Raw genomic sequence first — 19,974 nt, 5'->3', positions numbered from 1 at the left:
ATGATGGCGCCTGCTAAACGTATTGCCGTCGTACGCTGCCCAGACCTACGTCCGCATCGCTGCACGCATGGGCCGATCTCACAACGAGAGATCGATCGAGAACGCCGTACGGCCATCGAGGGCGAAAACATCGCCCCTCCAATGGCAAAACGGACGGCCGCGCCGCGTTATTCCGCCGCACCGCGTGCGCGCCGCGAAAAGCGATGCGGCGCGCATTACCGACGTTTACTTCGCCTTCGGCTGGAAGCCCGGCGCCCCGACCTGCCACAGCGAGAACGCCCATTCGTCGGCGTAGCGGTCGGCCGTTTGCGCAACACTCGAGCCGATGCCGTGCCCGGCGTCGTAGTCGACGCGCAGCAGCACCGGATGCCCGCTCGATGTCGCCGCCTGCACGCGCGCGGTCATCTTCAGCATGTGCCAGGGCGACACGCGCGGATCGTTCGCGCCGGTCGTGAACATGACGGCCGGATACGGCGTGCCGTTATGAATATGGTCGTACGCGCTCATCGTGTAGAGGCCATGGAAGCCTGCCTCGTTCGACGCGGAACCCATCTCCGGCACGTTGGGCGGGCCGTTCGGCTCGGTCTCGAAGCGCAGCGTATCCGACACGCCTACATCGTCGAGCACGACGCGGAACAAGCCCGGATCGATCGTCAGCGCACCGCCCATCACGATCCCGCCCGCGCTGCGGCCGTTGGCCACCAGATACTGACTCTGCGTGTAGCCCTGGTCGATCATGTAGTGCGCGCCCGCGAGGAAGTCGAACATCGTGTTGATCTTCCACAGCTTCTGCCCGGCGCGATGCCAGGCATCGCCGTACTCGCCGCCGCCGCGCATGTGCACGACCGTCATGATGCCGCCTTGCTCGAACCAGGCGCGCCAAGCGGGCTGGTAGCTCGGATCCATCGACAAGCCGTAGCTGCCGTAGCCATAGATGATCGTGGGATGCGTGCCGTCGCGCGTGATGCCTTTCTTCGAGATGATCGAAACGGGGATGCGCGTCCCGTCGTAGCCGGTCGCGAAAGTCTCCCGCGCTTCCAAATCGTCGGATTCGGTCTTCGACGGCGGAATCAAACCCGTATCCGTGGCCCCGTTCGCACCCGGCGCATAGGCGAGTTCGCGCGGCGACTTGACCCAGCCGCGCAGCTCGAGCATCACGCCGGGCAGCTTCGCATCGGGTGCCAAATCGCGAATCGCGCCCGCGAACGGGAGCGGGATCGTCTGGTCGTCTTTGCCGTCGAAGCCGGTTCGATGCAGCTCGAACGTAGCGCCCGCTCGCTCGGCCAGATAGATGCCGTCGCTGCCGAGCGCGAACGAATCGATGACGTTCTGCCCTTCAGGCACGACAACGTCCGCGTGCGCGAGATTGGGGTGCGCGAGCGGCGCCGAGACAACCTTGAAACGCGAGGCGTCCTTGCCCGTCAGCGCATAGAGACGATCGCCGTGCAATTGCACGTCTACGACGCCGTCTTCGGGGCTCGCGATCTTCTTCCACGGCGTATCGGCGCCGTGGATGTCCGCCAAGCGAACGACGTAGAACGTGTTCGGGTTGTTGTCCATGTTGTGGTTGGCCACCGCCACCGCGTACGGTGAATCGGGCGAGACAAGCACGTATCCCGCCTGCCCGTCAGGCACGTCGAGCTTGGGCGATACGCCTTTGCCGAACACCGCCGCATCGCCGTCGCCGTCCGCGTTCTGCCCGAGCACGTGCAGATGCGCGACTGCGTTGTACTCGCTCTGCGCGAGCGGCGTGTTCGGGCCGACTTTCGGATAGCGCAGATAGAAGAACGAGCGGTTGTCGCTGCGCCAGGACACGACGCACGAACTCGTGCGATCGATCGATTCGGACAACTGATGGCCCGTCTGAACGTCGATGACGTGCAAGACGCTTTGTTCCGAGCCGCCCTCCGAAACGCCGTAGGCAACGTAGCGGCCGTCCCACGACGGCGCGTACCAATCGAGCGCGAAGTGGCGCGTGCTGTCGGTCGACAGCTTGGCCGGATCGACGAGCACATGCTCCTCGCCGTTCACGCCGTCACGATAGGCCAGCTTCAGCAGGTTCTCGCCGGCCGCGGCCGTTTGATAAAAGAGGCGGTGGCCGCGGCGCGTGAAATCGGTGCGGCGCAGATCGCCGCTCATCAGCGCTTCGACGCGCCGCGCAAGCGCATCGCGCCCCGGAATGGCATCCAGCGCGCGGCGCGTATAGTCGTCCTGTTGCCTCATCCACGCTTGGACTTCAGGATCCTTCAGATTCTCCATGTAGCGGTAATCGTCGACGACGGGCGTGCCGAAATAGTCGGTGGTGACGGGACGCACGGGGGCAACGGGGGGATGTTCGGCAGACCAGGACGCGCTCGAGGCGGCAAAGCAGGACAAAAGCGTTACGGCTATCAGAGGCTTGTTTCGTTTCATTGTTGTGTGTGCTCCAAGTAACGACGCGCAAGATTAACGTGACGCGTGCGTCGGCGATAGTAGAGGACATGCTCGAATGTCGGCTGCGAACGGCGCATGCGAACGCAGGCGAACTTCCGGCTCTATCGACGGTCCTGTGCGCCAATTGCCGATCGCCAAGCGCAGCCGGCGCTCAAATCCCCTGCTCGAACTCGCGCGCGACGGCGTCGATGAACGCCTGCATGCGCGCCGTCTTGTACAGATCGGCGTGGGCGACGAGCCAGATGTCGAAGCGATCGCCTCGGTTCGGCATCACGCGCACGAGGTCCGGCTCCTGGTCGGCCCTGAAGCATGGCAATTCCGTCACGCCGAGCCCGGCGATCGCGGCCTCGAACAGCATCATCGACGACGAAGTCTGAAACGCCACGCGCCCGCGCTGGATCGGCTCCCCGCAGAGCGACTCCCACATCGACGGCAACACGGCCCGCTGATACATGACGAGATCGTGCCCCTCGAACGAGGCGCCCTCGCTCGGTTCGCCGCGTGCGGCGAGATAGGCGCGCGACGCATAGATACCCGATTCGAGTTGCGCGACGCGACGCACGATCAGATCGGGCGATTCGGGGCGCTGCGTGCGAATGGCAATGTCGGCCTCTCGCCGCGTCAAGTTCGCGAAGCCGGGCGACGTGACGCACACGATCTCGATCCCCGGATGCACGGCCCGCAGCTTCGCGATTGCAGGAAGGACAAAATGCTTGCCGATCGAGTCCGTGGTCGCGACGCGGATCGTGCCGCACAGCTGATCGTCCATCCCGACGATGCGGCGCTCGATTTGGTGGACGGCCTGCTCCATCGCCTCGGCCGGCGCGATCAGCGCCTCGCCGGCGCTCGTCAGGACGTACATGGTCGGCGTGCGCAGAAAGAGCCGCGCCGACAGCGCTTCCTCGAGCGCGGCGATTCGCCGGCCGACGGTCGCCTGATCGACGCACAAGCGCGCCGCGGCGCCGCGCAGCGTGCCGGTGCGGGCGACCGCCAGGAAAAAGCGCGCGTTATCCCAGTTGGTCATGGTGATTTACGAGAATTCGTAGTGATTTCCGCTCGATTTCCTGCTGATGCATTTTTGCATCACAGTTCCGCAGATTCACTGCTTTGTCGCAGCACCACCAGTCTATAGACTTTTGGTCATTGACGGCTTGTCGCCGGCTATCGAACAGCTTGGCATCAAGCCGAAAACAGGAGCTTTCATGACCGACTGCGCTATCGAACCGCTTGCCCCGAATCCTGCGCTGGAACGCGCCGAAGCCGCCCGGCAACGCTGGACGCTCGTGCTCGTCGCGAGCGGCATGTTCATGGCGGTACTCGACACGACGATCGTCAACGTCGCCCTGCCCTCGATGCGTGCGCATCTGCACGCCTCCGTCGCGGGCCTCGCATGGATCGTCGACGCTTATACGCTGAGCTTCGCCGCGCTGATTCTCGCCGGCGGCGTGGCGTCGGACCGTTTCGGCGCGAAGGCCGTCTATTTATCGGGGCTGGCGCTGTTCGTTGCCGCATCGGCCGCCTGTGGTCTGGCCCCGTCGGTCGGCACACTGGTCGCGGCGCGCTTCGTGCAAGGCATGGGAGCCGCGCTGTTCCTGCCCGCCTCGCTCGCGATCGTCCGCGCGACGTTCCACGATCCCGCGCAGCGCGCCAAGGCCATCGCGGCCTGGGCCGGCATTGCATCGATCGCCGCGGCGATCGGTCCTGTTGCGGGCGGGCTGCTCGTCGACGGATTCGGCTGGCGCAGCGCGTTCCTGGTCAACGTGCCCACCGGCATCGTCGCGTTGGCCGGCGCCTGGGCCCTCGTTCGCGCCACCGTGCCCGCTCGCTCGCGCGGCTTCGATTGGGGCGGCCAGGTTACGAGCACGATCGCCCTCGCGGCGCTGTGCTTCGCCGCGATCGAAATGCCCACGCGCGGCATCGGCGCCGCCGAAGTGATCGTGGCCATCGTCGTCGCCGTCGCGGCCGCGTGCACGCTCGTTGCCGTCGAACGCCGCGTCGCGGATCCGATGGTGCCGCTAACGTGGTTCCGCAATGCAAAGTTCGTCGCAATGAACGCGAGCGGCACGCTCGTGTATGTCGGCTACTTCGCCGTGCTGTTTTTGCTGAGCCTCTACCTGCACGGCGTGCGCGGGCTCGATGCACGTCACACGGGGCTCGCGATGTTGCCGATGGCCGCGAGTCTCTCGCTCGGCAATGTGCTGGCCGGCAAGCTGCACGGCCGCATGAGCGCGAAGCATTTGATGACGGTCGGGCTGACCGTCGCAACCATCGCCGGCCCGGCCATGACGGCATTGCTCGAAACGCAGGCCGCTTGGGCGTTCGTCGTCGCGGCGATGGCCGCGTTCGGTGCCGGAACGGCCTTGTCGGTGCCGCCGATGATCGCCACGATCCTCGAACAGGTACCGGCCGAATCGGCGGGGGTCGCATCGGGCTTGCTCAATGCGCTGCGCCAAGCGGGCAGCCTGCTCGGCGTCGCATTCGCCGGCGCGGCGGCCATGCTCGCGACCCATTTGTCGACCGCACTCACCGTCGTGGGCGTGCTCGCGGGCGTCACGTACGCCGGGGCCGCATGCTTGGCCGCAAGATCGGGCGACGGCCAACACGCGGATCAGCCCAGCGAAGGCGTAGCGATGAATTGAAGCAGCGGCATCGGTACAGGCGATACGTTCTGAACTCGCAAGGGAAATTCGGGTCGAACGCCAACCGCTCCCGGGAACTCGGAACGCGAGACCAGTCCATGCAACGCATCATCGCCGGTGATGCCGTACCCGAAATCTTCGAAGGGGATTGACGGCAAGCCTGGCTGATATATGCTGACTCTCAGGTTCCGGCCCGAAACGGGCGGTCGTTCGCGGTCGAGCAGTTCGCGCGGTGATTTGCCGCACTGCACAAGGCCGTTTCGCCACGTGCCGAACCGTTTGCTTTCCTCAACATCACCGAGTCGAGTGTCATCGTGAGAGTCCGAGGCCCTTTGGTTAGATGGAACCGCAGTCAGGTCGCGAATCGTCTTCGCGCTGACAGCGCCATCGCCGACGGCTGCACCGGCCCGCTTGCGTTCCGCCGGTTTCTGTCCGTCTTCACGATCCTTTCGCGCCGCTGCGTTCGACGACACAACGTCACGTCCGCCCGCGCCTACATCGCCGTTCACATCGACGACGCCGCCTCGTTGCTGCCGTAGCGCCTCTTTCCCGTCCGTTACCCGTTCGATTCGTCCGCCGCGCCGGCTTGGCGCGCGTGCCGTCGCGCCCGTCGCGAGGCCGTCGCTCGCCCCGACGCAAGCAGCGAACTTCGACGCTCGATTTCGAACGCCGAGCGAAATGCGACTTCGATCGCTATCGTTCCTCGCTCGAACACCGGTCATTTCATCGCAATTGGTTAGTTATGCTAAATAAACCACTCGTCGGCGTGACCGCCGACAGCACCGAAATCGGGATGCATCGCGCGCATGTCGTCGTCGACAAATACATCACCGCCGTAGTCGAAGGCGCCGGTGCGCTCGCGGTCGCCATTCCCGCGCTCGGCGAGAAGCAGCCGATCCCAGCGCTCCTCCAATCGCTCGACGGTCTCGTCTTCACCGGCAGTGCATCCAATGTCGAGCCGCGCCGTTACGGCGGCGCGCCGAGCGCACCGGGCACGCTGCACGATCCGGCACGCGACGCCACGACGCTGCCGCTCATGCGTGCCGCGATCGAGAGCGGCGTGCCCGTGCTCGCGATCTGCCGCGGCTTTCAGGAGATGAACGTCGTCTACGGCGGCACGCTGCATCAACGTGTGCACGAACTCGACGGCCACGACGATCACCGCGAAAACCAAACCGATCCGCTCGACGTGCAATACGGCCCCGCGCATACCGTGCGGCTGAGCGACGGCGGGCTGTTGCGCACGCTGGCCGGCAATTGCACAGAAGCCCGCGTGAATTCGCTGCACGCGCAAGGCATCGCCAAGCTCGCGCCGGGACTGACCGTCGAGGCGCTCGCCCCCGACGGCCTGATCGAAGCCGTGCGCGTGACCGATGCCGTGGCTTTCGCGCTCGGCGTGCAGTGGCATCCCGAATGGCAGCACGCGAGCGATCCGTTTTCCACCGCGATCTTCCGCGCGTTCGGCGCGGCGTGCCGGGCGCGCATGAGCGTACGTCTTTGCGCGCAGTCCGGCGCACACCCTTGAGCCACGCATGGGCACCGACGCCCGATGAGAACCGCTCACTCGGCTCACTCATAACAACGAATCGAGAACTCCTATGCACGACATCGACGAATTTCTCAAGAAGCATCGGATCACCGAGATCGAAGCGATCATCCCCGACATGGCGGGCATCGCGCGCGGCAAGATCATCCCGCGCAGCAAGTTCGAGTCGGGCGAATCGATGCGCCTGCCGCAGGCCGTGATGATCCAAACCGTGACGGGCGAGTACCCCGACGACGGCAGCTTGACGGGGGTGACCGATCCCGACATGGTCTGCGTGCCCGATCCCTCGACGATCCGCCTGATCCCTTGGGCCGTCGATCCCACCGCGCAGGTGATCCACGACTGCGTGCATTTCGACGGCACCCCCGTGGCGATTTCGCCGCGCCGGGTCTTGCGCCGCGTCCTCGAACTCTATGCGGCCAAGGGATGGAAACCCGTCATCGCGCCCGAACTCGAGTTCTATCTCGTCGAGATGAACAAGGATCCGGACTTGCCGCTGCGCCCGCCCGTCGGCCGCACGGGGCGCGCCGAAACGGGACGGCAGGCTTACTCGATCGAAGCCGTCAACGAGTTCGATCCGCTGTTCGAAGACATCTACGAATACTGCGATATCCAAGAACTCGAGGTCGACACGTTGATCCACGAAGTGGGCGCGGCGCAGATGGAGATCAACTTTCTGCATGGGGATCCGCTCAATCTTGCCGATCGCGTATTCCTGTTCAAGCGGACCGTGCGCGAGGCCGCGCTGCGCCATCACATGTATGCCACGTTCATGGCCAAGCCGATGGAGGGCGAGCCGGGCTCCGCGATGCACGTGCATCAAAGCATCGTCGATCTGGAGACGGGCCGCAATCTGTTCACGGACGGCGACGGCGCGCCCACCGAGTTCTTCTATCAGTACATCGGCGGGTTGCAGAAGTACACGCCAGCGCTGATGCCGATCTTCGCGCCGTACATCAATTCCTATCGGCGCCTGTCGCGCTTCATGGCTGCGCCGATCAACGTGCAATGGGGCTACGACAACCGCACCGTGGGCTTTCGCATACCGCATGCATCCCCCGCGGCAAGGCGCATCGAGAACCGGATTCCGGGCGTCGACTGCAACCCCTACCTCGCGATCGCGGGTACGCTGGCCGCCGGCTACCTCGGTCTCACGCAGCGGCTCTCGCCGACCGAACCGCTCGCGAACGACGGCTACCGGATGCCGTATCAATTGCCGCGCAATCTCGAGGAAGGACTGACGCTGATGGCCGCTTCGGGGCCGCTTGCCTCGATCCTCGGCGAAGCTTTCGTCAAAGCGTTCCTCAGGTTGAAGGAAACCGAGTACGACGCGTTCTTCCGCGTCATCAGCTCGTGGGAGCGCAAGCATCTGCTGCTGCACGTTTGAAACGGAACGCGCAATTCGATTTCATGGAGGGAGCATGAGTCACGATCTAGATCTAGAACCGTCCACCGCCGTGCCGAACGGCAGCGCGCCATCGCTCAGTACTGCCGACTATCGCGCACTCGACGCCGCACACCATCTTCACCCGTTTTCCGACATGGGCGCGCTCAATCGCGCCGGCAGCCGCGTGATCGTCAAGGCCGAAGGCGTCTACCTGTGGGACTCCGACGGCAACCGCATCATCGACGGCATGGCCGGGCTCTGGTGCGTGAACCTCGGCTACGGCCGCAAGGAGCTGGCCGACGCCGCCTATCGCCAGCTACGCGAGCTGCCCTACTACAACACGTTCTTCAAGACGACGCATCCGCCGGTCATCGCGCTGTCGGCCTTGCTGTCCGAGCTCGCCCCGGAGCCGTTCAATCATTTCTTCTATTGCAACAGCGGCTCGGAAGGCAACGACACGGTGCTGCGCATCGTCTATCGATATTGGGCGACACAGGGCCAACCGTCGAAGAAATATATCGTCTCGCGCAAGAACGGCTATCACGGATCGACGATAGCGGGGGCAACGCTCGGGGGCATGCGCTACATGCACGAGCAAATGCCGTCGAAGGTCGAGCATATCGTCCATATCGATCAACCGTACTTCTTCGGCGAAGCACCCACGGCTCTCTCGCCCGAAGCGTTCGGTCTCGAGCGAGCCCGGCAGCTCGAAGCGAAGATCCTCGAGCTCGGGCCCGAGAACGTCGCCGCCTTTATCGGCGAGCCGTTTCAGGGGGCGGGCGGCGTCATCTTTCCGCCTTCGAGCTACTGGCCCGAGATTCAACGCATTTGCCGCCAATACGACGTGCTGCTCGTGGCCGATGAAGTCATAGGCGGGTTCGGCCGCACGGGCGAATGGTTCTCGCACCGCCATTTCGGCTTCGAGCCCGATCTATTGACGCTCGCCAAAGGGCTGACGAGCGGCTATGTGCCGATGGGCGCCGTCGCACTGCACGACAGGATCGCCGCGCCGATCATCGAGAACGGCGAGTTCAACCACGGTCTCACGTATTCCGGCCACCCGGTGGCGGCGGCCGTGGCCGTGGCCAACCTCGAACTGCTGCGCGACGAGGGAATCGTCGAGTGCGTCGAGCGCGATACGGGGTCCTACTTCCAAGCGAGCCTGAGACAAGCGTTCGACGGTCATCCGATCGTCGGCGAGGTGGACGGTGCCGGGCTCGTCGCGGCCGTGCAGCTCGCGCAAGAGGCCGATACGCGCAAGCGGTTCGCCAACGGCAGCGAGGTGGCCGCGGTTTGCCGCGACTTCTGCTTCAACGGCAACCTGATCATGCGCGCGTCGGGGGACCGCATGCTGCTCTCCCCACCGCTCGTCGTCACGCATGCGGAAATCGACGAGATCGTGGACAAGGCGAAGCGCGCCGTCGATGCAACGGCACGGCAGTTCGGAATGGCGTAGAACGAATCGCAATATCGACGCGGCCGGCAGCCCACCATAAGAAGAACCGCGGCAATACGAACGTCCGCCGCATCGATCCGCGGCTGGACGGTTGCGAGGCGGCTAACCGGGCCGCCCTTCATCGAGACGCCGTGCCAGTTCGCGCAAGCCGTCCGATACCGCGACCGGATACGGCTCGTCGACATCGAGCGTGCGCTGCGCGTTCGGCAGCGCGCGCAGTTGCCGCCAGGCATGCGCGCGCGCGGAGTGCAGCGTCACAGGCTGTGCACAGCGTTTGCCGCCGCGCATGACCGGCTCGAGCAGCGGCTCTCCGTCGCGCCGCTCGTTTGCGAGCGTGATCAAATCGCCGGCCATCACGCCGTTCGGCCCAGTGAGCCGATACACGGCCTTGCGCGCGGGCCAAGTCGACTTCCCTTCCGAACGCTTGCGGCGCGGCTCCCCCCCGTATTCGACGAGCTTGTACGCGCAGTCGAGATACGGCGCGTCGGCCGAGGTATTCATCCGCGTGCCTACGCCGAACCCGTCGATCGGCGCTTGCTCGCTCATCAGCTGGTGCAGCCGATGCTCGTCTAGATTGCCGCTCGCGAAGATCGTCACGCCGGAGAGCCCGCCTTCGTCGAGAATGCGGCGCACTCGCCTCGCGTGCTCGCCCAGATCGCCGCTGTCGATGCGCACGCCGCGAATTGCGATGCCGTCGTTCAGGAGCAGCGGCGCCAGCGCCACGACCTTGCGCGCGGCTTCTTCGGTGTCGTACGTATCGATCAGGAGCGTCGCGTTCGTCGGCTGCGAGCGCGCGAAGTCCTCGAAGGCCACCGCTTCGTCCGCATAGGCCTGCACGTACGAATGCGCCATCGTGCCGTAGACGGGGATATCGAACGCGAGCCCCGCCGCGAGCGTCGCCGTTCCGCCGAACCCGGCCAGATAGGAAGCGCGCGCGGACAATACGGCTGCCTCCGCGCCATGCGCCCGCCTCAGCCCGAAATCGACGAGCAGCTTGTCGGGCGCCGCGAGCACGCAGCGGGCTGCCTTGCTCGCAACGACCGTTTCGAAATGAACGAGGTTCATCACACGGCTTTCGACGAGCTGCGCTTCGCGCATCGGCGCCGTGATGCGCAGGACCGGTTCGTCCGGGAAGAACACCGTTCCCTCTCGCATCGCGTCGACCTCGCCCGTGAAGCGCAAGTGCTCGAGCGAGCGCAGAAACGGAGCGGGAAAGCGGCGCGTCTTTGCCAGCGCCGATAGCTCGTCGGGCCCAAATCGAAGATGCTCGAGATAATCGAGCACTTGCTCTAGCCCGCCCGCCATTAAAAAATTACGCTGCATCGGCAATGCGCGCACGAACAATTCGAACGATGCCGTCTCGTTCACGCCGGCGTCGAAGTACGCCTGCAGCATCGTCAATTCGTAGAGATCGGTCAGGAGCGCACTGCCTGGCGATAGCTTCATGATGTCGTCTCCGCCCGGAAGGGTCGCATCCGAATCGATAGCAATTTGCACGCCCTTCGGACATGGGCCATCCGGCCTTCCCCACCGGGCAGCCGCATGATGCCTCCGCTTCGGCCAGTTGCACCGCGCGCTTGCGTACGCTTTCTCGCGAAGTCGTTACTTTCGTTTCGTGCGGTCGCTGCCCCGGTCCCAATCGTCCGAAGTTAAGGCGGGAGCGCGGCGCCGGCGAGCAGCGCGAAGCCGCCCGCAATCCAGCGACAGGCCACGTGCAAGACCCGCGGAATCGGCCGCGGCCCGAGCCGTGCCGGGCCTCGTGCGCGAAATTGAGGTAGTATCCGCACCGAAGCGAGCACCGGCCATGCCGGGGCGCCAGGCGCGCTCTCGCGGCCCCGAGCGGCCTGACGCGGATTCATCCCGTTTGGCCCGCAACCTGCTCGCCGTCGAAACGTTGCCCCTCACTCACTGACTGCCTCACCGTTCGTTCGCCGTGCCACAGCCCACGACTCCCGTCCCCCAGAATTTCGACGAATACTGCGCGCAAAAAGCGGCACCCGCGGGTTCGAGCGCTTATTACGCGCTGCGCCAAGCGCCGATGGCACGCCAGCCGTATCTGACCGCGCTGTTCGCGTTGCGCCGTGAACTGGAGGAAACGGTCAAGGACACGAGCGATCCGACGATCGGGCGCACGAAGCTCGCGTGGTGGCAAAAGGAAACGGCCGCGCTGGCCGCCGGCCAGCCGACGCACCCCGTCTCGCACGCGCTCGCCGCGCATTGCGGCGACATCGAGGCCGAAGCGCCGATGCTGCGCACGCTCGTCGCCGGCTTCGAGATGGACCTCGATCAAGCGCGTTATTTGGATTTCGCCAACCTCACACGCTATATCGAGCGCGTCGGCGGCGCGTTCGCCGGCGCCATCGCGCGCGCCACGGCACGCGAGCCGCGGCACGCCGACGCCTGGGCCGGCGCACTCGGCAACGGGCTGATGCTCGCGCAGTTCGTTCAAGATCTAGGCAACGATGCGCGGTACGGACGCATCTACCTGCCGATCGACGAATTGCAGCGCTACGGCGTGACGGCAGCCGAAATCATCAATCGCAAATACGGTTCCGCTTTCTCCGAACTCATGCGCTTTCAGACGAATCGCGCGCGCGAAACGCTGCAGGCGGCGCAAGCCGGCATTCCGGCCACCGAGCGCGCGACGCAGCGAACGTTGCGCGCCCAGACGGCAATGGCGCTCGCGCTGCTCGACGAGATCGAGCGCGACAACTTTCAAGTGCTGCATCAACGGATCGCGCTGACGCCGATCCGCAAGCTTTGGATCGCCTGGCGCGCGGCACGCAAGCGCTGAAACGAGGTGAACGAGGCGCGTTGAGACGAAGCCGACGGCGGCCTGCGGCTCGCCCAGCGCTAAGCGCGGGATCGACTACACGCGCAGGATCGGCAACGGCTGGAATCGCCCGCGCAGGACGCTCGCGGCATCGAGCCCCCACCAAGGGCCGAGCACGGTGGCATAAAGTTCGCGGAAGTCGACGCCGACCGGTAAGTTGCCGTTGCCGTCGAGCCGCGCCAGTGCCGGAGCGACGCCATGCAGGCCGCCGCGAACGCGCCCGCCGGCGACGAAATGCGGCGCGACGGTGCCGTGATCGGTGCCGTTGCTCTCGTTCTCCCGCGGCCGCCGGCCGAACTCCGCGTACGTCATGATCAAGGTATCGTCCCAGCGGCCCAGTTCGATCAAAGCGGAGCGCATCGCCATCATTGCCTGCGCCCATTGCCCGAGCAGCGCGGCATGCTGGCCCGGCTGGTTTTGATGGGTATCGAACCCGTTCAGCGTCAGACGGATCGCGGCGACGCCCTGCCCCGCGATGGGCTGGCCGCGCGGCGTATCCGCGCTCGCAAGCGCTTGCATCGCCGTCTTCACGCCCGCGCCGAACGCGCCGCCCGGAAAGACCGTCTTCAAGGCAAACTCGCCTGGGCGCGGCTTCAATCTGAGCGCCGCGTGAACGATGTCGTTCTCGACATCGAGGATGTGCGCGAGCTCCGGGTTGCGCTCGCTCAGCGCGGCCGGCTTGACGAGCCGCGATGCCTGCGCGAATTGCGCCGGATTGACGAGCGCGACCGCCCTTGCGCCGCCCATGAACGGCCCCATCTCGGCGCTGCCGATCACAAGCGCGTCCGCCGCGAATCCGGCCGGCACCGGCGTGCGCGCAAACGCGCGCGTCAGCCATCCGTCGCTCAAGTATTCGTCGGACCGCGAAGCGGTGTTCCAAATTTCGATGGAACGGAAATGCGAGAGATTGGGCTGCGCGTAGCTGACCCCCTGCACGATCGCCAAATGCCCCTCGTGCCATAAAGGCAGCAGCGGCTCCAGGGCGGGATGCAGGGCGGTACGCTCGTCGAGCGCGATCATGTGTTCTCGATCGATGCCGATGCGCTTGCGCAACACGCGATAGTTCGGATCGGCGTACGGAATGACGGTGTTCAAACCATCGTTGCCGCCCTTCAGTTCGACGAGAATCAGCAGGTTCCGGTAAGACACCGGGTGCGCCGGCGCCGGCCCGAGCATCGATGCGGCCTCGGCAAACGCCGCTTGCGTGGGAAGACACAGCGCGGCGCCGGCGGCGGCCGTCATCGAAGAGAGAAAGCGGCGTCGCTGCATGGCGTCAGTCCAGTTGGTAGGCGGGGTCCATCAGCAACGCACGCAAGTAGGCCGAGCTCGATGTGCCCGTGTCGATCGGATCGACCGGAGAGATCGGCAGCACCGCATGCTGCAGTTGCAGTTCGATCGACAGTCCGGAACGCTCGGTGGGCGCGGTGCCATAGCGGGCGAGCCAGCCGTCGAGATCGAAGCGCATGCCGTGCTGCGCGCGCATCGCATTGCCCGGTGCCGACGCCGGCCGCATCGATGCGGCCATGCGCTCGCCCGCCATGTCGCGCATCGCGGTCATCGTCGAAGCGCCCTTGGCGGCAGAGCCGGACATCGAGGGCGGCGGCATCCCCTTCGCATTTGCGTTTGCATTCGCCTTTGCCTTTGCCCGGTTCGGCCCCGTCGATCGAAAGAGCTGTTCGACGAACTGCTCGCGCGCGAGCAGCGTCGTGCTGTTGATCCAGGTCGAGCCGCCGGGCCAGCCCTTCACGTTCGGCGGCGCGAACAGGTTTTGGCCGAGATTGCGAAGCGTCCCCGCGAGCGGCGTCATGTCGTCGTCGTCCACGTCGAACGAGCGCAGCGCGCCGACGACGAATTGCGCCGGCGATTTGACGAGCACGCCGCGATTGCGCACATCCCAGAACGCGTCGGTCGAAAACAGCCCCCGCAGCGCAACCGCGATGTCGTAGCCGCTCGACCGAAAGCGTGCGGCGATGCGCTCGATCTGGGCCGGGTCGGGCGTCTCGGAGACGAACTCGCGCCACAGTTCGGTCACGATGAAGGTCGCGGTCTGCGGCTGCGCCAACAGGAGGTCCAGCACGGCATCCCCATCGAACGCGCCCGTGTGTCCGAGCACCGTCTTCTCGCCCGCGTCGTGCCAATCGGCGCGCCAGACGTACGCGCGCGTGTCGGGATCGAGACTCCAGCCCGTATAGGCGCGGGCCGCCTCGCTGACGTCGCGCTGCCCATAGTGTCCTTCGCCGAGCGTGAACAACTCCATGACTTCGCGCGCGAAGTTTTCGTTCGGATGCCCCTTGCGATTGCCCGCGCCGTCGAGGTACATCAGCATCGCCGGATCCTTCGCCACCGCATGCAGCATGTCGGCGAAGCTGCCGAGCGCATAGCGGCGCAGCAACGCGTTTTGCCGCGCCATCAACTGCGGGTACGGCACTTTGTCCTGTCCCGACGTAAAGTGCCCGTGCCAGAACAACGTCATGCGCTCGGTCAACGGCGACGGCCTCGTCGCCATCTCGTGAATCCACCATCCGCGCAATGCTTCGTAACGGCGCCCCCGCTCGGCGCCTTCGGCGCGCCGTGCTTGCGGATCGAGCGCGCGTTCCTCGGCGCGCGTCGGAATCGGCTCGTCGACCCAGGCCGGCATCGGCGTGACGGGTGTCGTGCGCGCCGTGGCCAGCAGCTTATCGACGGCTTGCTCGCGCGAGAGGCCGACGTAGGATGCGAGGGTTCGTTCGTCCGGTGCGAAGCCCGAGCGCGTAAGAAAATAGCGGGCGTCGTCGGAATCGAGCAGCGTCTGCCGATCGCCCTGATCGGCGTCAGCGCCCATGTCGGCGTTGGCGTCGGGCCCATGCCGTGCAAGACGCGCGGCTTTAGCGTGCGTCGAATGCGGGCGAAGGGAATTCGCATCGGCGCTCGAAGCGAATATCGTGAGGAGTAAAACGGCGATGAAAATAGCGGCCGGAGTACGAAGCAAACGTTTTCGCATCGCGCTCCTCTACGCGTTAAGCGAGGATTACCGCTTATAAAGCTCTCGTACCGCGTCTTCGATATGCTGACGCAGCAGGCGCCGCTCTTCAGCTGTCATGTGACCGTCACGCTGGTGATCGCCGAACTGGTCCGGCGACGACGCCGTGCGCACGATCGGCGCGGGCTGTGCCGGCGGAACCGGCCTCGGGGCCGACTGCGGCGGCAGGTAGCGATGGCCGTATGGGCGGAACGGATGAGGATGCTCGATGCGGCGCTCGCGCTGCGGCGCTTGCGCTCGTGCATCGGCGGCAACGATCAGACTCGCGATGGCACCGGCGATGGCGATCGCGACGATCCGCGCTCGCACGCGCGGCCCCGCGTGTCCCACCGTCATCTTGTTCCCTTCGTCGTGCGGCAACCGGCTACCTCGAATTACGTGTACTGATGCTCGACCCAACATCGAGCGCGCGAGAGTGGTGTTAATGGGATGAAGTATCCACCGAACAACCGCTGTCAGTGAAGAAGTTTATGTGCGGACCGTTTACGCAGCGCATCAACACGGGTAAATTTTGTAACCGTCTGTAACCCGATAATTCACCGTTTCGTGTCCCGCTTTGCAATCGCGATAAGATGCCGCTCATGGAAACGAAAAACCCTTCAAAGATTCTGGTCGTCGACGACGATCCCCGCTTGCGCGATCTGCTCCGCCGCTACCTCGGCGAGCAGGGCTTCAACGTGTACGTCGCGGAGAACGCGCCCGCGATGAACAAGCTCTGGGTGCGCGAGCGCTTCGATCTGCTCGTGCTCGACTTGATGCTGCCCGGCGAGGACGGGCTGTCGATATGCCGCAGGCTGCGCGGCAGCAACGATCGCACGCCGATCATCATGCTCACGGCGAAGGGCGAGGACGTCGATCGCATCGTCGGCCTCGAAATGGGTGCCGACGACTACCTTCCCAAGCCGTTCAATCCGCGCGAGCTGGTCGCGCGCATCCATGCGGTGCTGCGCCGTCAATCGCCGTCGGAGCTGCCCGGCGCGCCGTCGGAGACAGCCGAGGTGTTCGAGTTCGGCGATTTCGCACTGAATCTCGCCACGCGCACGCTGACGAAAGCCGGCCAGGAGATTCCGCTCACGACGGGCGAATTTTCGGTGCTGAAGGTCTTCGCGCGCCATCCGCGCCAGCCGCTCTCGCGCGAGAAGCTGATGGAGCTCGCGCGCGGCCGCGAGTACGAAGTGTTCGACCGCAGCCTCGACGTGCAGATTTCACGGTTGCGCAAACTGATCGAGGTCGATCCCAGCAGTCCGCGCTTCATTCAAACCGTCTGGGGCCTCGGCTACGTCTTCATCCCCGACGGCGCCGCGTGACGCATCGCGCCCGCTCTCCCCGCCTGCTCAGCTAGGCCCCCATGCGCATCAACCGGCGGTTTCTCGCCCACGCGTTCGGGGGCCTGTTTTGGCGCACCTTCTTGCTGATCGCTTTGCTGATCTCGGTCAGCCTCGCCGCGTGGTTTCAAAGCTTTCGCGTGATCGAGCGCGAGCCGCGCGCGCAGCGCGTAGCGCTGCAGCTTGTCGCGGTGGTCAAGCTCACGCGCACGGCGCTGCTCTATTCGGACCCGGATCTGCGCCGCGCGCTGCTGCAAGACCTCGAGAGCAACGAAGGCGTACGCGTCTATCCGCGCGAGAGCACCGATAAGTACGTGCTGCAGCCCGACGAATCGCTGAACCGGCTCATCGAGCACGACATCCGCGGGCGGCTCGGCGACGACACCGTCATCGCGCAATCGGTCAACGACATTCCCGGCGTCTGGATCAGTTTCAAGATCGACGACGACGACTACTGGGTCGCGCTCGACCGCGATCAGCTCGACAACGTCACCGGCCTGCAGTGGGCCGGCTGGGGCATCTTCGCGCTCGCGCTGTCCCTGTTCGGCGCGGCCTTCATCACGAGCCTCGTGAACCGGCCGTTCGCCCGACTCGCGGTCGCCGCGCACCGGGTCGGCCTGGGTCAAGCGCCCGAGCCGCTGCCCGAGCGCGGCCTCGGGGTCGCAGCAGAAACCAATCGCAGCTTCAACCAAATGGTGCGCGACCTCGAACAGCTCGAGGCCGACCGCGCCCTGATGCTCGCCGGCATCTCGCACGATTTGCGCACGCCGCTCGCGCGGCTGCGGCTGGAAACCGAGATGAGCCCGTCCGATCAAGCGACGAAGGACGCGATGGTCGACGACATCGAACAGATGGACTCCATCATCGGGCGCTTCCTCGATTACGCGCGCCCGCCTCAGCACTTCTCGCGGCCCGTAGATCTGTCGCTGGTTGCGGGCGACATGGCGGCGCGCCTGGCAAGCGAGGACGGCGTGCGGCTGAGCGTGCGGCTCGCGGAGACGGCCGTCATCGAGGCCGACGAAACCGACGTGCGGCGCGTGGTCGGCAATTTGCTTGAGAACGCTAAGAAGTACGGCTTGAGCGAAACGGACGGCATTCCGCACATCGTGGTCGAAACCCGCGTATCCCATTCTCGTGTGGAGTTGTCCGTGCTCGACGAGGGTCCCGGCATCCCCGAGGACCAGATCGGCCTCGTCACCCGCCCGTTCTACCGTGTCGACTCGGCCCGCAGCCAGGCGAACGGAACGGGCCTCGGCATGGCCATCGTGCAGCGCCTCGTGAGCCGCCACCGCGGTACTTTGAGACTGCGCAACCGCGCGCCCGGACCGGGGCTCGAAGTGACGATCGAGTTTCCCCTGACGAAGAGCGCTTGACGCCAGGCTCGATGCCCTCGATCCCCGCGCCCCCCGCGTTGTACGCGGCACCTCGCGGGACGGCCGGCGCCGCCGCGGCGCGAAGCCGTAGTACAGCGCAACGCGGCGCACGCACAGGAAATCCTATCGGCATAGTTGGAAATATCTATCCGCATCGTTAGATATTTCCTATTGAGCGAAAAACTCAATAGCGTTATAGTGACGCCTGTGTAACGTATTCGTTACAGCGTGCAGGTAGTTTTGCACAGCGCGTCTCAATCTCTTCTCAACCAGACATAGGAGTCACCGCATGAAAACCGTGGGCGATAAACTCGAAGCGTTCACCGTCTCGGCTGCGAAGCCGGGCTTCAACCACCACGAAGAAAACGGTCAGTCGGCCTTCGAAGAGATCACCGAACAATCGTTCCCGGGCAAGTGGAAGATCATCTATTTCTACCCGAAGGACTTCACGTTCGTTTGCCCGACGGAAATCGTCGAATTCGCGAAGCTGCAGAAGGACTTCGCCGAGCGTGACGCCGTGTTGCTCGGCGGCAGCGTCGACAACGAGTTCGTCAAGCTGGCATGGCGCCGTGAGCACAAGGATCTCGACAAGCTGAACCACTACGCGTTCGGCGACGTCAAGGGCGAGCTGATCGACCAGCTCGGCGTGCGCGACAAGGAAGCCGGCGTGGCCCTGCGCGCGACGTTCATCGTCGATCCGGACAACACGATCCAGCACGTTTCGGTGAACAACCTGAACGTCGGCCGCAACACGACGGAAATCCTGCGTATCCTCGACGGCCTGCAAACGGACGAACTGTGCCCGTGCAACCGCTCGGTCGGCGGCGCAACGCTGTAATAGCTAGCAGCGGCCGTGTAGCGGCCCCTGGCTCGAAGCCCGCTATGCTCTTTTAAGCCGGCGGGCTTTTTTATCGATTCAGCGATAGGAGAAAACAATGGAATTCGTGGCTGCGATTAAGGAGCTTATTCCCGACTACGCGAAGGACATTCGCCTGAACCTGGACGGCACGATCGTGCGTTCGTCGCTCGAGGGCAACGATGCCGTCGCCGTCGCGCTGGCGGCCGCGTTCGCCGCGAAGAGCCGCACGATCGTCGAGGCGATCCGCTCGGCCGGCGTGCTCTCGCCCGAGGAAGTGAACGGCGCCCAAACGGCTGCCGCGCTGATGGGGATGAACAACGTCTGGTATCCGTTCGTCGAAATGGCCGACGATGCCGATCTGAAGACGCAGCGCGCCGAGCTGCGCATGGGCGCCTACGCGTCGCACGGCGGCGTCGACAAGCGCCGTTTCGAGATGTATGCGCTGGCGGCGTCGATCGTCGGCAAGTGCCACTTCTGCGTGAAGTCGCACTTCGCGCTGCTCAAGAACGAACAAGGCATGTCGGTGCAGCAGCTGCGCGACGTCGGCCGCATCGCCGCCGTCGTCAACGCAGCGGCGCAGGTGCTCGCCGCGGAAGGCAAGTAACGTCAGGCCCCCTCGCCCGCGGCGTCGAGCAGCACGGCGGCTTGCGCCTCGATGCCCTCGCCGCGCCCGAGATAGCCGAGCTTCTCGTTCGTCTTCGCTTTCACGTTCACGCGGGCGGCGGGCAATCCCAAATCCTCGGCGATATTCGCGCGCATCGCCTCGATGTGCGGCGCGAGCTTCGGCGCTTGGGCGATGACCGTGCTGTCGACGTTCACGATCGCAAACCCGGCCTGCTTGATCCGCGCCGCGCATTCGCGCAGCAGCACGCGGCTGTCCGCGCCCGCGAAGCGCTTGTCGGTATCGGGGAAGTGACGGCCGATGTCGCCGAGCCCGGCCGCGCCGAACAGCGCGTCGGTCACGGCGTGCAGCAGCACGTCGGCGTCGGAGTGGCCGAGCAGGCCGCGCTCGTAGGGCACCGTCACGCCGCCGATGATGAGCGGCCGGCCCGGCACCAGTGCGTGCACGTCATAGCCTTGTCCGATTCTGAAATTCATTTGCAA

17 protein-coding genes are annotated in these 19,974 nt (G+C 65.2%); 10 read left to right on the top strand and 7 right to left on the bottom strand.

Annotation, left to right across the window (positions count from 1 at the left end):
- Positions 1 to 225: 225 nt before the first annotated feature.
- Positions 226 to 2,412 carry a prolyl oligopeptidase family serine peptidase gene (locus DWV00_RS08495; RefSeq protein ID WP_115533132.1) on the bottom strand — a complete coding sequence of 729 codons (2,187 nt, stop codon included), beginning with the start codon at positions 2,410 to 2,412 and terminating at the stop codon, positions 226 to 228.
- Between the two features lie 172 nt (positions 2,413 to 2,584).
- Positions 2,585 to 3,457 (bottom strand): LysR family transcriptional regulator, encoded by an 873-nt coding sequence (locus tag DWV00_RS08490; protein ID WP_115533131.1) that lies wholly within the window; start codon positions 3,455 to 3,457, stop codon positions 2,585 to 2,587.
- A 178-nt stretch (positions 3,458 to 3,635) separates the two neighbouring features.
- Between DWV00_RS08490 and DWV00_RS08485 the strand changes: the two genes are divergently transcribed.
- From DWV00_RS08485 to DWV00_RS08465, 5 genes are all read left to right on the top strand, one after another.
- Positions 3,636 to 5,072 (top strand): MFS transporter, encoded by a 1,437-nt coding sequence (locus DWV00_RS08485; RefSeq protein WP_115533130.1) that lies wholly within the window; start codon positions 3,636 to 3,638, stop codon positions 5,070 to 5,072.
- A gap of 314 nt (positions 5,073 to 5,386) precedes the next feature.
- Positions 5,387 to 5,611, top strand: coding sequence for a hypothetical protein (locus DWV00_RS34505; protein ID WP_425452738.1), 225 nt, complete (start codon positions 5,387 to 5,389; stop codon positions 5,609 to 5,611).
- Positions 5,612 to 5,814: 203 nt separating this feature from the next.
- Positions 5,815 to 6,597, top strand: a complete 783-nt coding sequence (locus DWV00_RS08475; protein ID WP_115533128.1) for a gamma-glutamyl-gamma-aminobutyrate hydrolase family protein — start codon at positions 5,815 to 5,817, stop codon at positions 6,595 to 6,597.
- Positions 6,598 to 6,670: 73 nt separating this feature from the next.
- A complete protein-coding gene (locus tag DWV00_RS08470; protein ID WP_115533127.1) occupies positions 6,671 to 8,005 on the top strand; it encodes a glutamine synthetase family protein in 1,335 nt (444 codons plus the stop codon).
- A gap of 34 nt (positions 8,006 to 8,039) precedes the next feature.
- Positions 8,040 to 9,461: an aspartate aminotransferase family protein gene (locus tag DWV00_RS08465; protein WP_115533126.1), complete on the top strand. Its 1,422-nt coding sequence runs from the start codon at positions 8,040 to 8,042 to the stop codon at positions 9,459 to 9,461.
- A gap of 102 nt (positions 9,462 to 9,563) precedes the next feature.
- Here the strand turns inward: DWV00_RS08465 and DWV00_RS08460 are convergent, their stop codons facing one another.
- On the bottom strand, positions 9,564 to 10,907 hold the full coding sequence (locus tag DWV00_RS08460; protein ID WP_115533125.1) for a nicotinate phosphoribosyltransferase: 1,344 nt from the start codon (positions 10,905 to 10,907) through the stop codon (positions 9,564 to 9,566).
- Positions 10,908 to 11,394: 487 nt separating this feature from the next.
- Here DWV00_RS08460 and hpnD point away from each other — a divergent pair, with 487 nt between their 5' ends.
- Positions 11,395 to 12,255 carry a presqualene diphosphate synthase HpnD gene (gene hpnD / locus DWV00_RS08450; protein ID WP_115533123.1) on the top strand — a complete coding sequence of 287 codons (861 nt, stop codon included), beginning with the start codon at positions 11,395 to 11,397 and terminating at the stop codon, positions 12,253 to 12,255.
- 75 nt (positions 12,256 to 12,330) lie between these two features.
- Here hpnD and DWV00_RS08445 read toward each other — a convergent pair whose 3' ends face one another.
- From DWV00_RS08445 to DWV00_RS08435, 3 genes are all read right to left on the bottom strand, one after another.
- Positions 12,331 to 13,563, bottom strand: a complete 1,233-nt coding sequence (locus DWV00_RS08445) for a DUF1501 domain-containing protein (protein WP_115533122.1) — start codon at positions 13,561 to 13,563, stop codon at positions 12,331 to 12,333.
- Positions 13,564 to 13,567: 4 nt separating this feature from the next.
- Complete coding sequence (locus DWV00_RS08440) at positions 13,568 to 15,115, bottom strand: DUF1800 domain-containing protein (protein ID WP_115533384.1); 1,548 nt, start codon at positions 15,113 to 15,115, stop codon at positions 13,568 to 13,570.
- Positions 15,116 to 15,301: 186 nt separating this feature from the next.
- Entirely contained in the window at positions 15,302 to 15,649 is a 348-nt protein-coding gene (locus DWV00_RS08435; protein WP_115533383.1) for a hypothetical protein, read from the bottom strand.
- Between the two features lie 236 nt (positions 15,650 to 15,885).
- On the opposite strand from DWV00_RS08435, the gene ompR reads away from it, so the two are divergent.
- The 4 genes from ompR to DWV00_RS08415 all read left to right on the top strand — a co-directional run bounded on the left by ompR (position 15,886) and on the right by DWV00_RS08415 (position 19,474).
- Entirely contained in the window at positions 15,886 to 16,620 is a 735-nt protein-coding gene (ompR, locus tag DWV00_RS08430) for an osmolarity response regulator transcription factor OmpR (protein WP_425452737.1), read from the top strand.
- 41 nt (positions 16,621 to 16,661) lie between these two features.
- On the top strand, positions 16,662 to 18,011 hold the full coding sequence (locus DWV00_RS08425) for an ATP-binding protein (RefSeq protein ID WP_115533121.1): 1,350 nt from the start codon (positions 16,662 to 16,664) through the stop codon (positions 18,009 to 18,011).
- Between the two features lie 289 nt (positions 18,012 to 18,300).
- A complete protein-coding gene (locus tag DWV00_RS08420; protein ID WP_115533120.1) occupies positions 18,301 to 18,849 on the top strand; it encodes a peroxiredoxin in 549 nt (182 codons plus the stop codon).
- A 97-nt stretch (positions 18,850 to 18,946) separates the two neighbouring features.
- Positions 18,947 to 19,474 (top strand): carboxymuconolactone decarboxylase family protein, encoded by a 528-nt coding sequence (locus DWV00_RS08415; protein ID WP_115533119.1) that lies wholly within the window; start codon positions 18,947 to 18,949, stop codon positions 19,472 to 19,474.
- A 2-nt stretch (positions 19,475 to 19,476) separates the two neighbouring features.
- Here the strand turns inward: DWV00_RS08415 and ispF are convergent, their stop codons facing one another.
- Entirely contained in the window at positions 19,477 to 19,968 is a 492-nt protein-coding gene (gene ispF / locus DWV00_RS08410; protein ID WP_115533381.1) for a 2-C-methyl-D-erythritol 2,4-cyclodiphosphate synthase, read from the bottom strand.
- Positions 19,969 to 19,974 lie beyond the last annotated feature (6 nt).

The organism is Trinickia dinghuensis (genome assembly GCF_003367175.1).
GTDB lineage: Bacteria > Pseudomonadota > Gammaproteobacteria > Burkholderiales > Burkholderiaceae > Trinickia > Trinickia dinghuensis.
Note: the sequence above shows the minus strand (reverse complement) of the source record. Positions and strands in the feature narration are given on the sequence as shown.

Excerpts from the sequence above, each read along its gene's own strand:
- DWV00_RS08445 (WP_115533122.1), bottom strand. The coding sequence starts at position 13,563 with ATGCAGCGACGCCGCTTTCTCTCTTCGATGACGGCCGCCGCCGGCGCC.
- DWV00_RS08420 (WP_115533120.1), top strand. The coding sequence starts at position 18,301 with ATGAAAACCGTGGGCGATAAACTCGAAGCGTTCACCGTCTCGGCTGCG.
- DWV00_RS08490 (WP_115533131.1), bottom strand. The coding sequence starts at position 3,457 with ATGACCAACTGGGATAACGCGCGCTTTTTCCTGGCGGTCGCCCGCACC.
- DWV00_RS08435 (WP_115533383.1), bottom strand. The coding sequence starts at position 15,649 with ATGACGGTGGGACACGCGGGGCCGCGCGTGCGAGCGCGGATCGTCGCG.
- DWV00_RS08465 (WP_115533126.1), top strand. The coding sequence starts at position 8,040 with ATGAGTCACGATCTAGATCTAGAACCGTCCACCGCCGTGCCGAACGGC.
- DWV00_RS08485 (WP_115533130.1), top strand. The coding sequence starts at position 3,636 with ATGACCGACTGCGCTATCGAACCGCTTGCCCCGAATCCTGCGCTGGAA.
- DWV00_RS08460 (WP_115533125.1), bottom strand. The coding sequence starts at position 10,907 with ATGAAGCTATCGCCAGGCAGTGCGCTCCTGACCGATCTCTACGAATTG.
- DWV00_RS08425 (WP_115533121.1), top strand. The coding sequence starts at position 16,662 with ATGCGCATCAACCGGCGGTTTCTCGCCCACGCGTTCGGGGGCCTGTTT.
- DWV00_RS08415 (WP_115533119.1), top strand. The coding sequence starts at position 18,947 with ATGGAATTCGTGGCTGCGATTAAGGAGCTTATTCCCGACTACGCGAAG.
- ispF (WP_115533381.1), bottom strand. The coding sequence starts at position 19,968 with ATGAATTTCAGAATCGGACAAGGCTATGACGTGCACGCACTGGTGCCG.
- ompR (WP_425452737.1), top strand. The coding sequence starts at position 15,886 with ATGCCGCTCATGGAAACGAAAAACCCTTCAAAGATTCTGGTCGTCGAC.
- DWV00_RS08470 (WP_115533127.1), top strand. The coding sequence starts at position 6,671 with ATGCACGACATCGACGAATTTCTCAAGAAGCATCGGATCACCGAGATC.
- DWV00_RS08495 (WP_115533132.1), bottom strand. The coding sequence starts at position 2,412 with ATGAAACGAAACAAGCCTCTGATAGCCGTAACGCTTTTGTCCTGCTTT.
- DWV00_RS08475 (WP_115533128.1), top strand. The coding sequence starts at position 5,815 with ATGCTAAATAAACCACTCGTCGGCGTGACCGCCGACAGCACCGAAATC.
- DWV00_RS08440 (WP_115533384.1), bottom strand. The coding sequence starts at position 15,115 with ATGGGCGCTGACGCCGATCAGGGCGATCGGCAGACGCTGCTCGATTCC.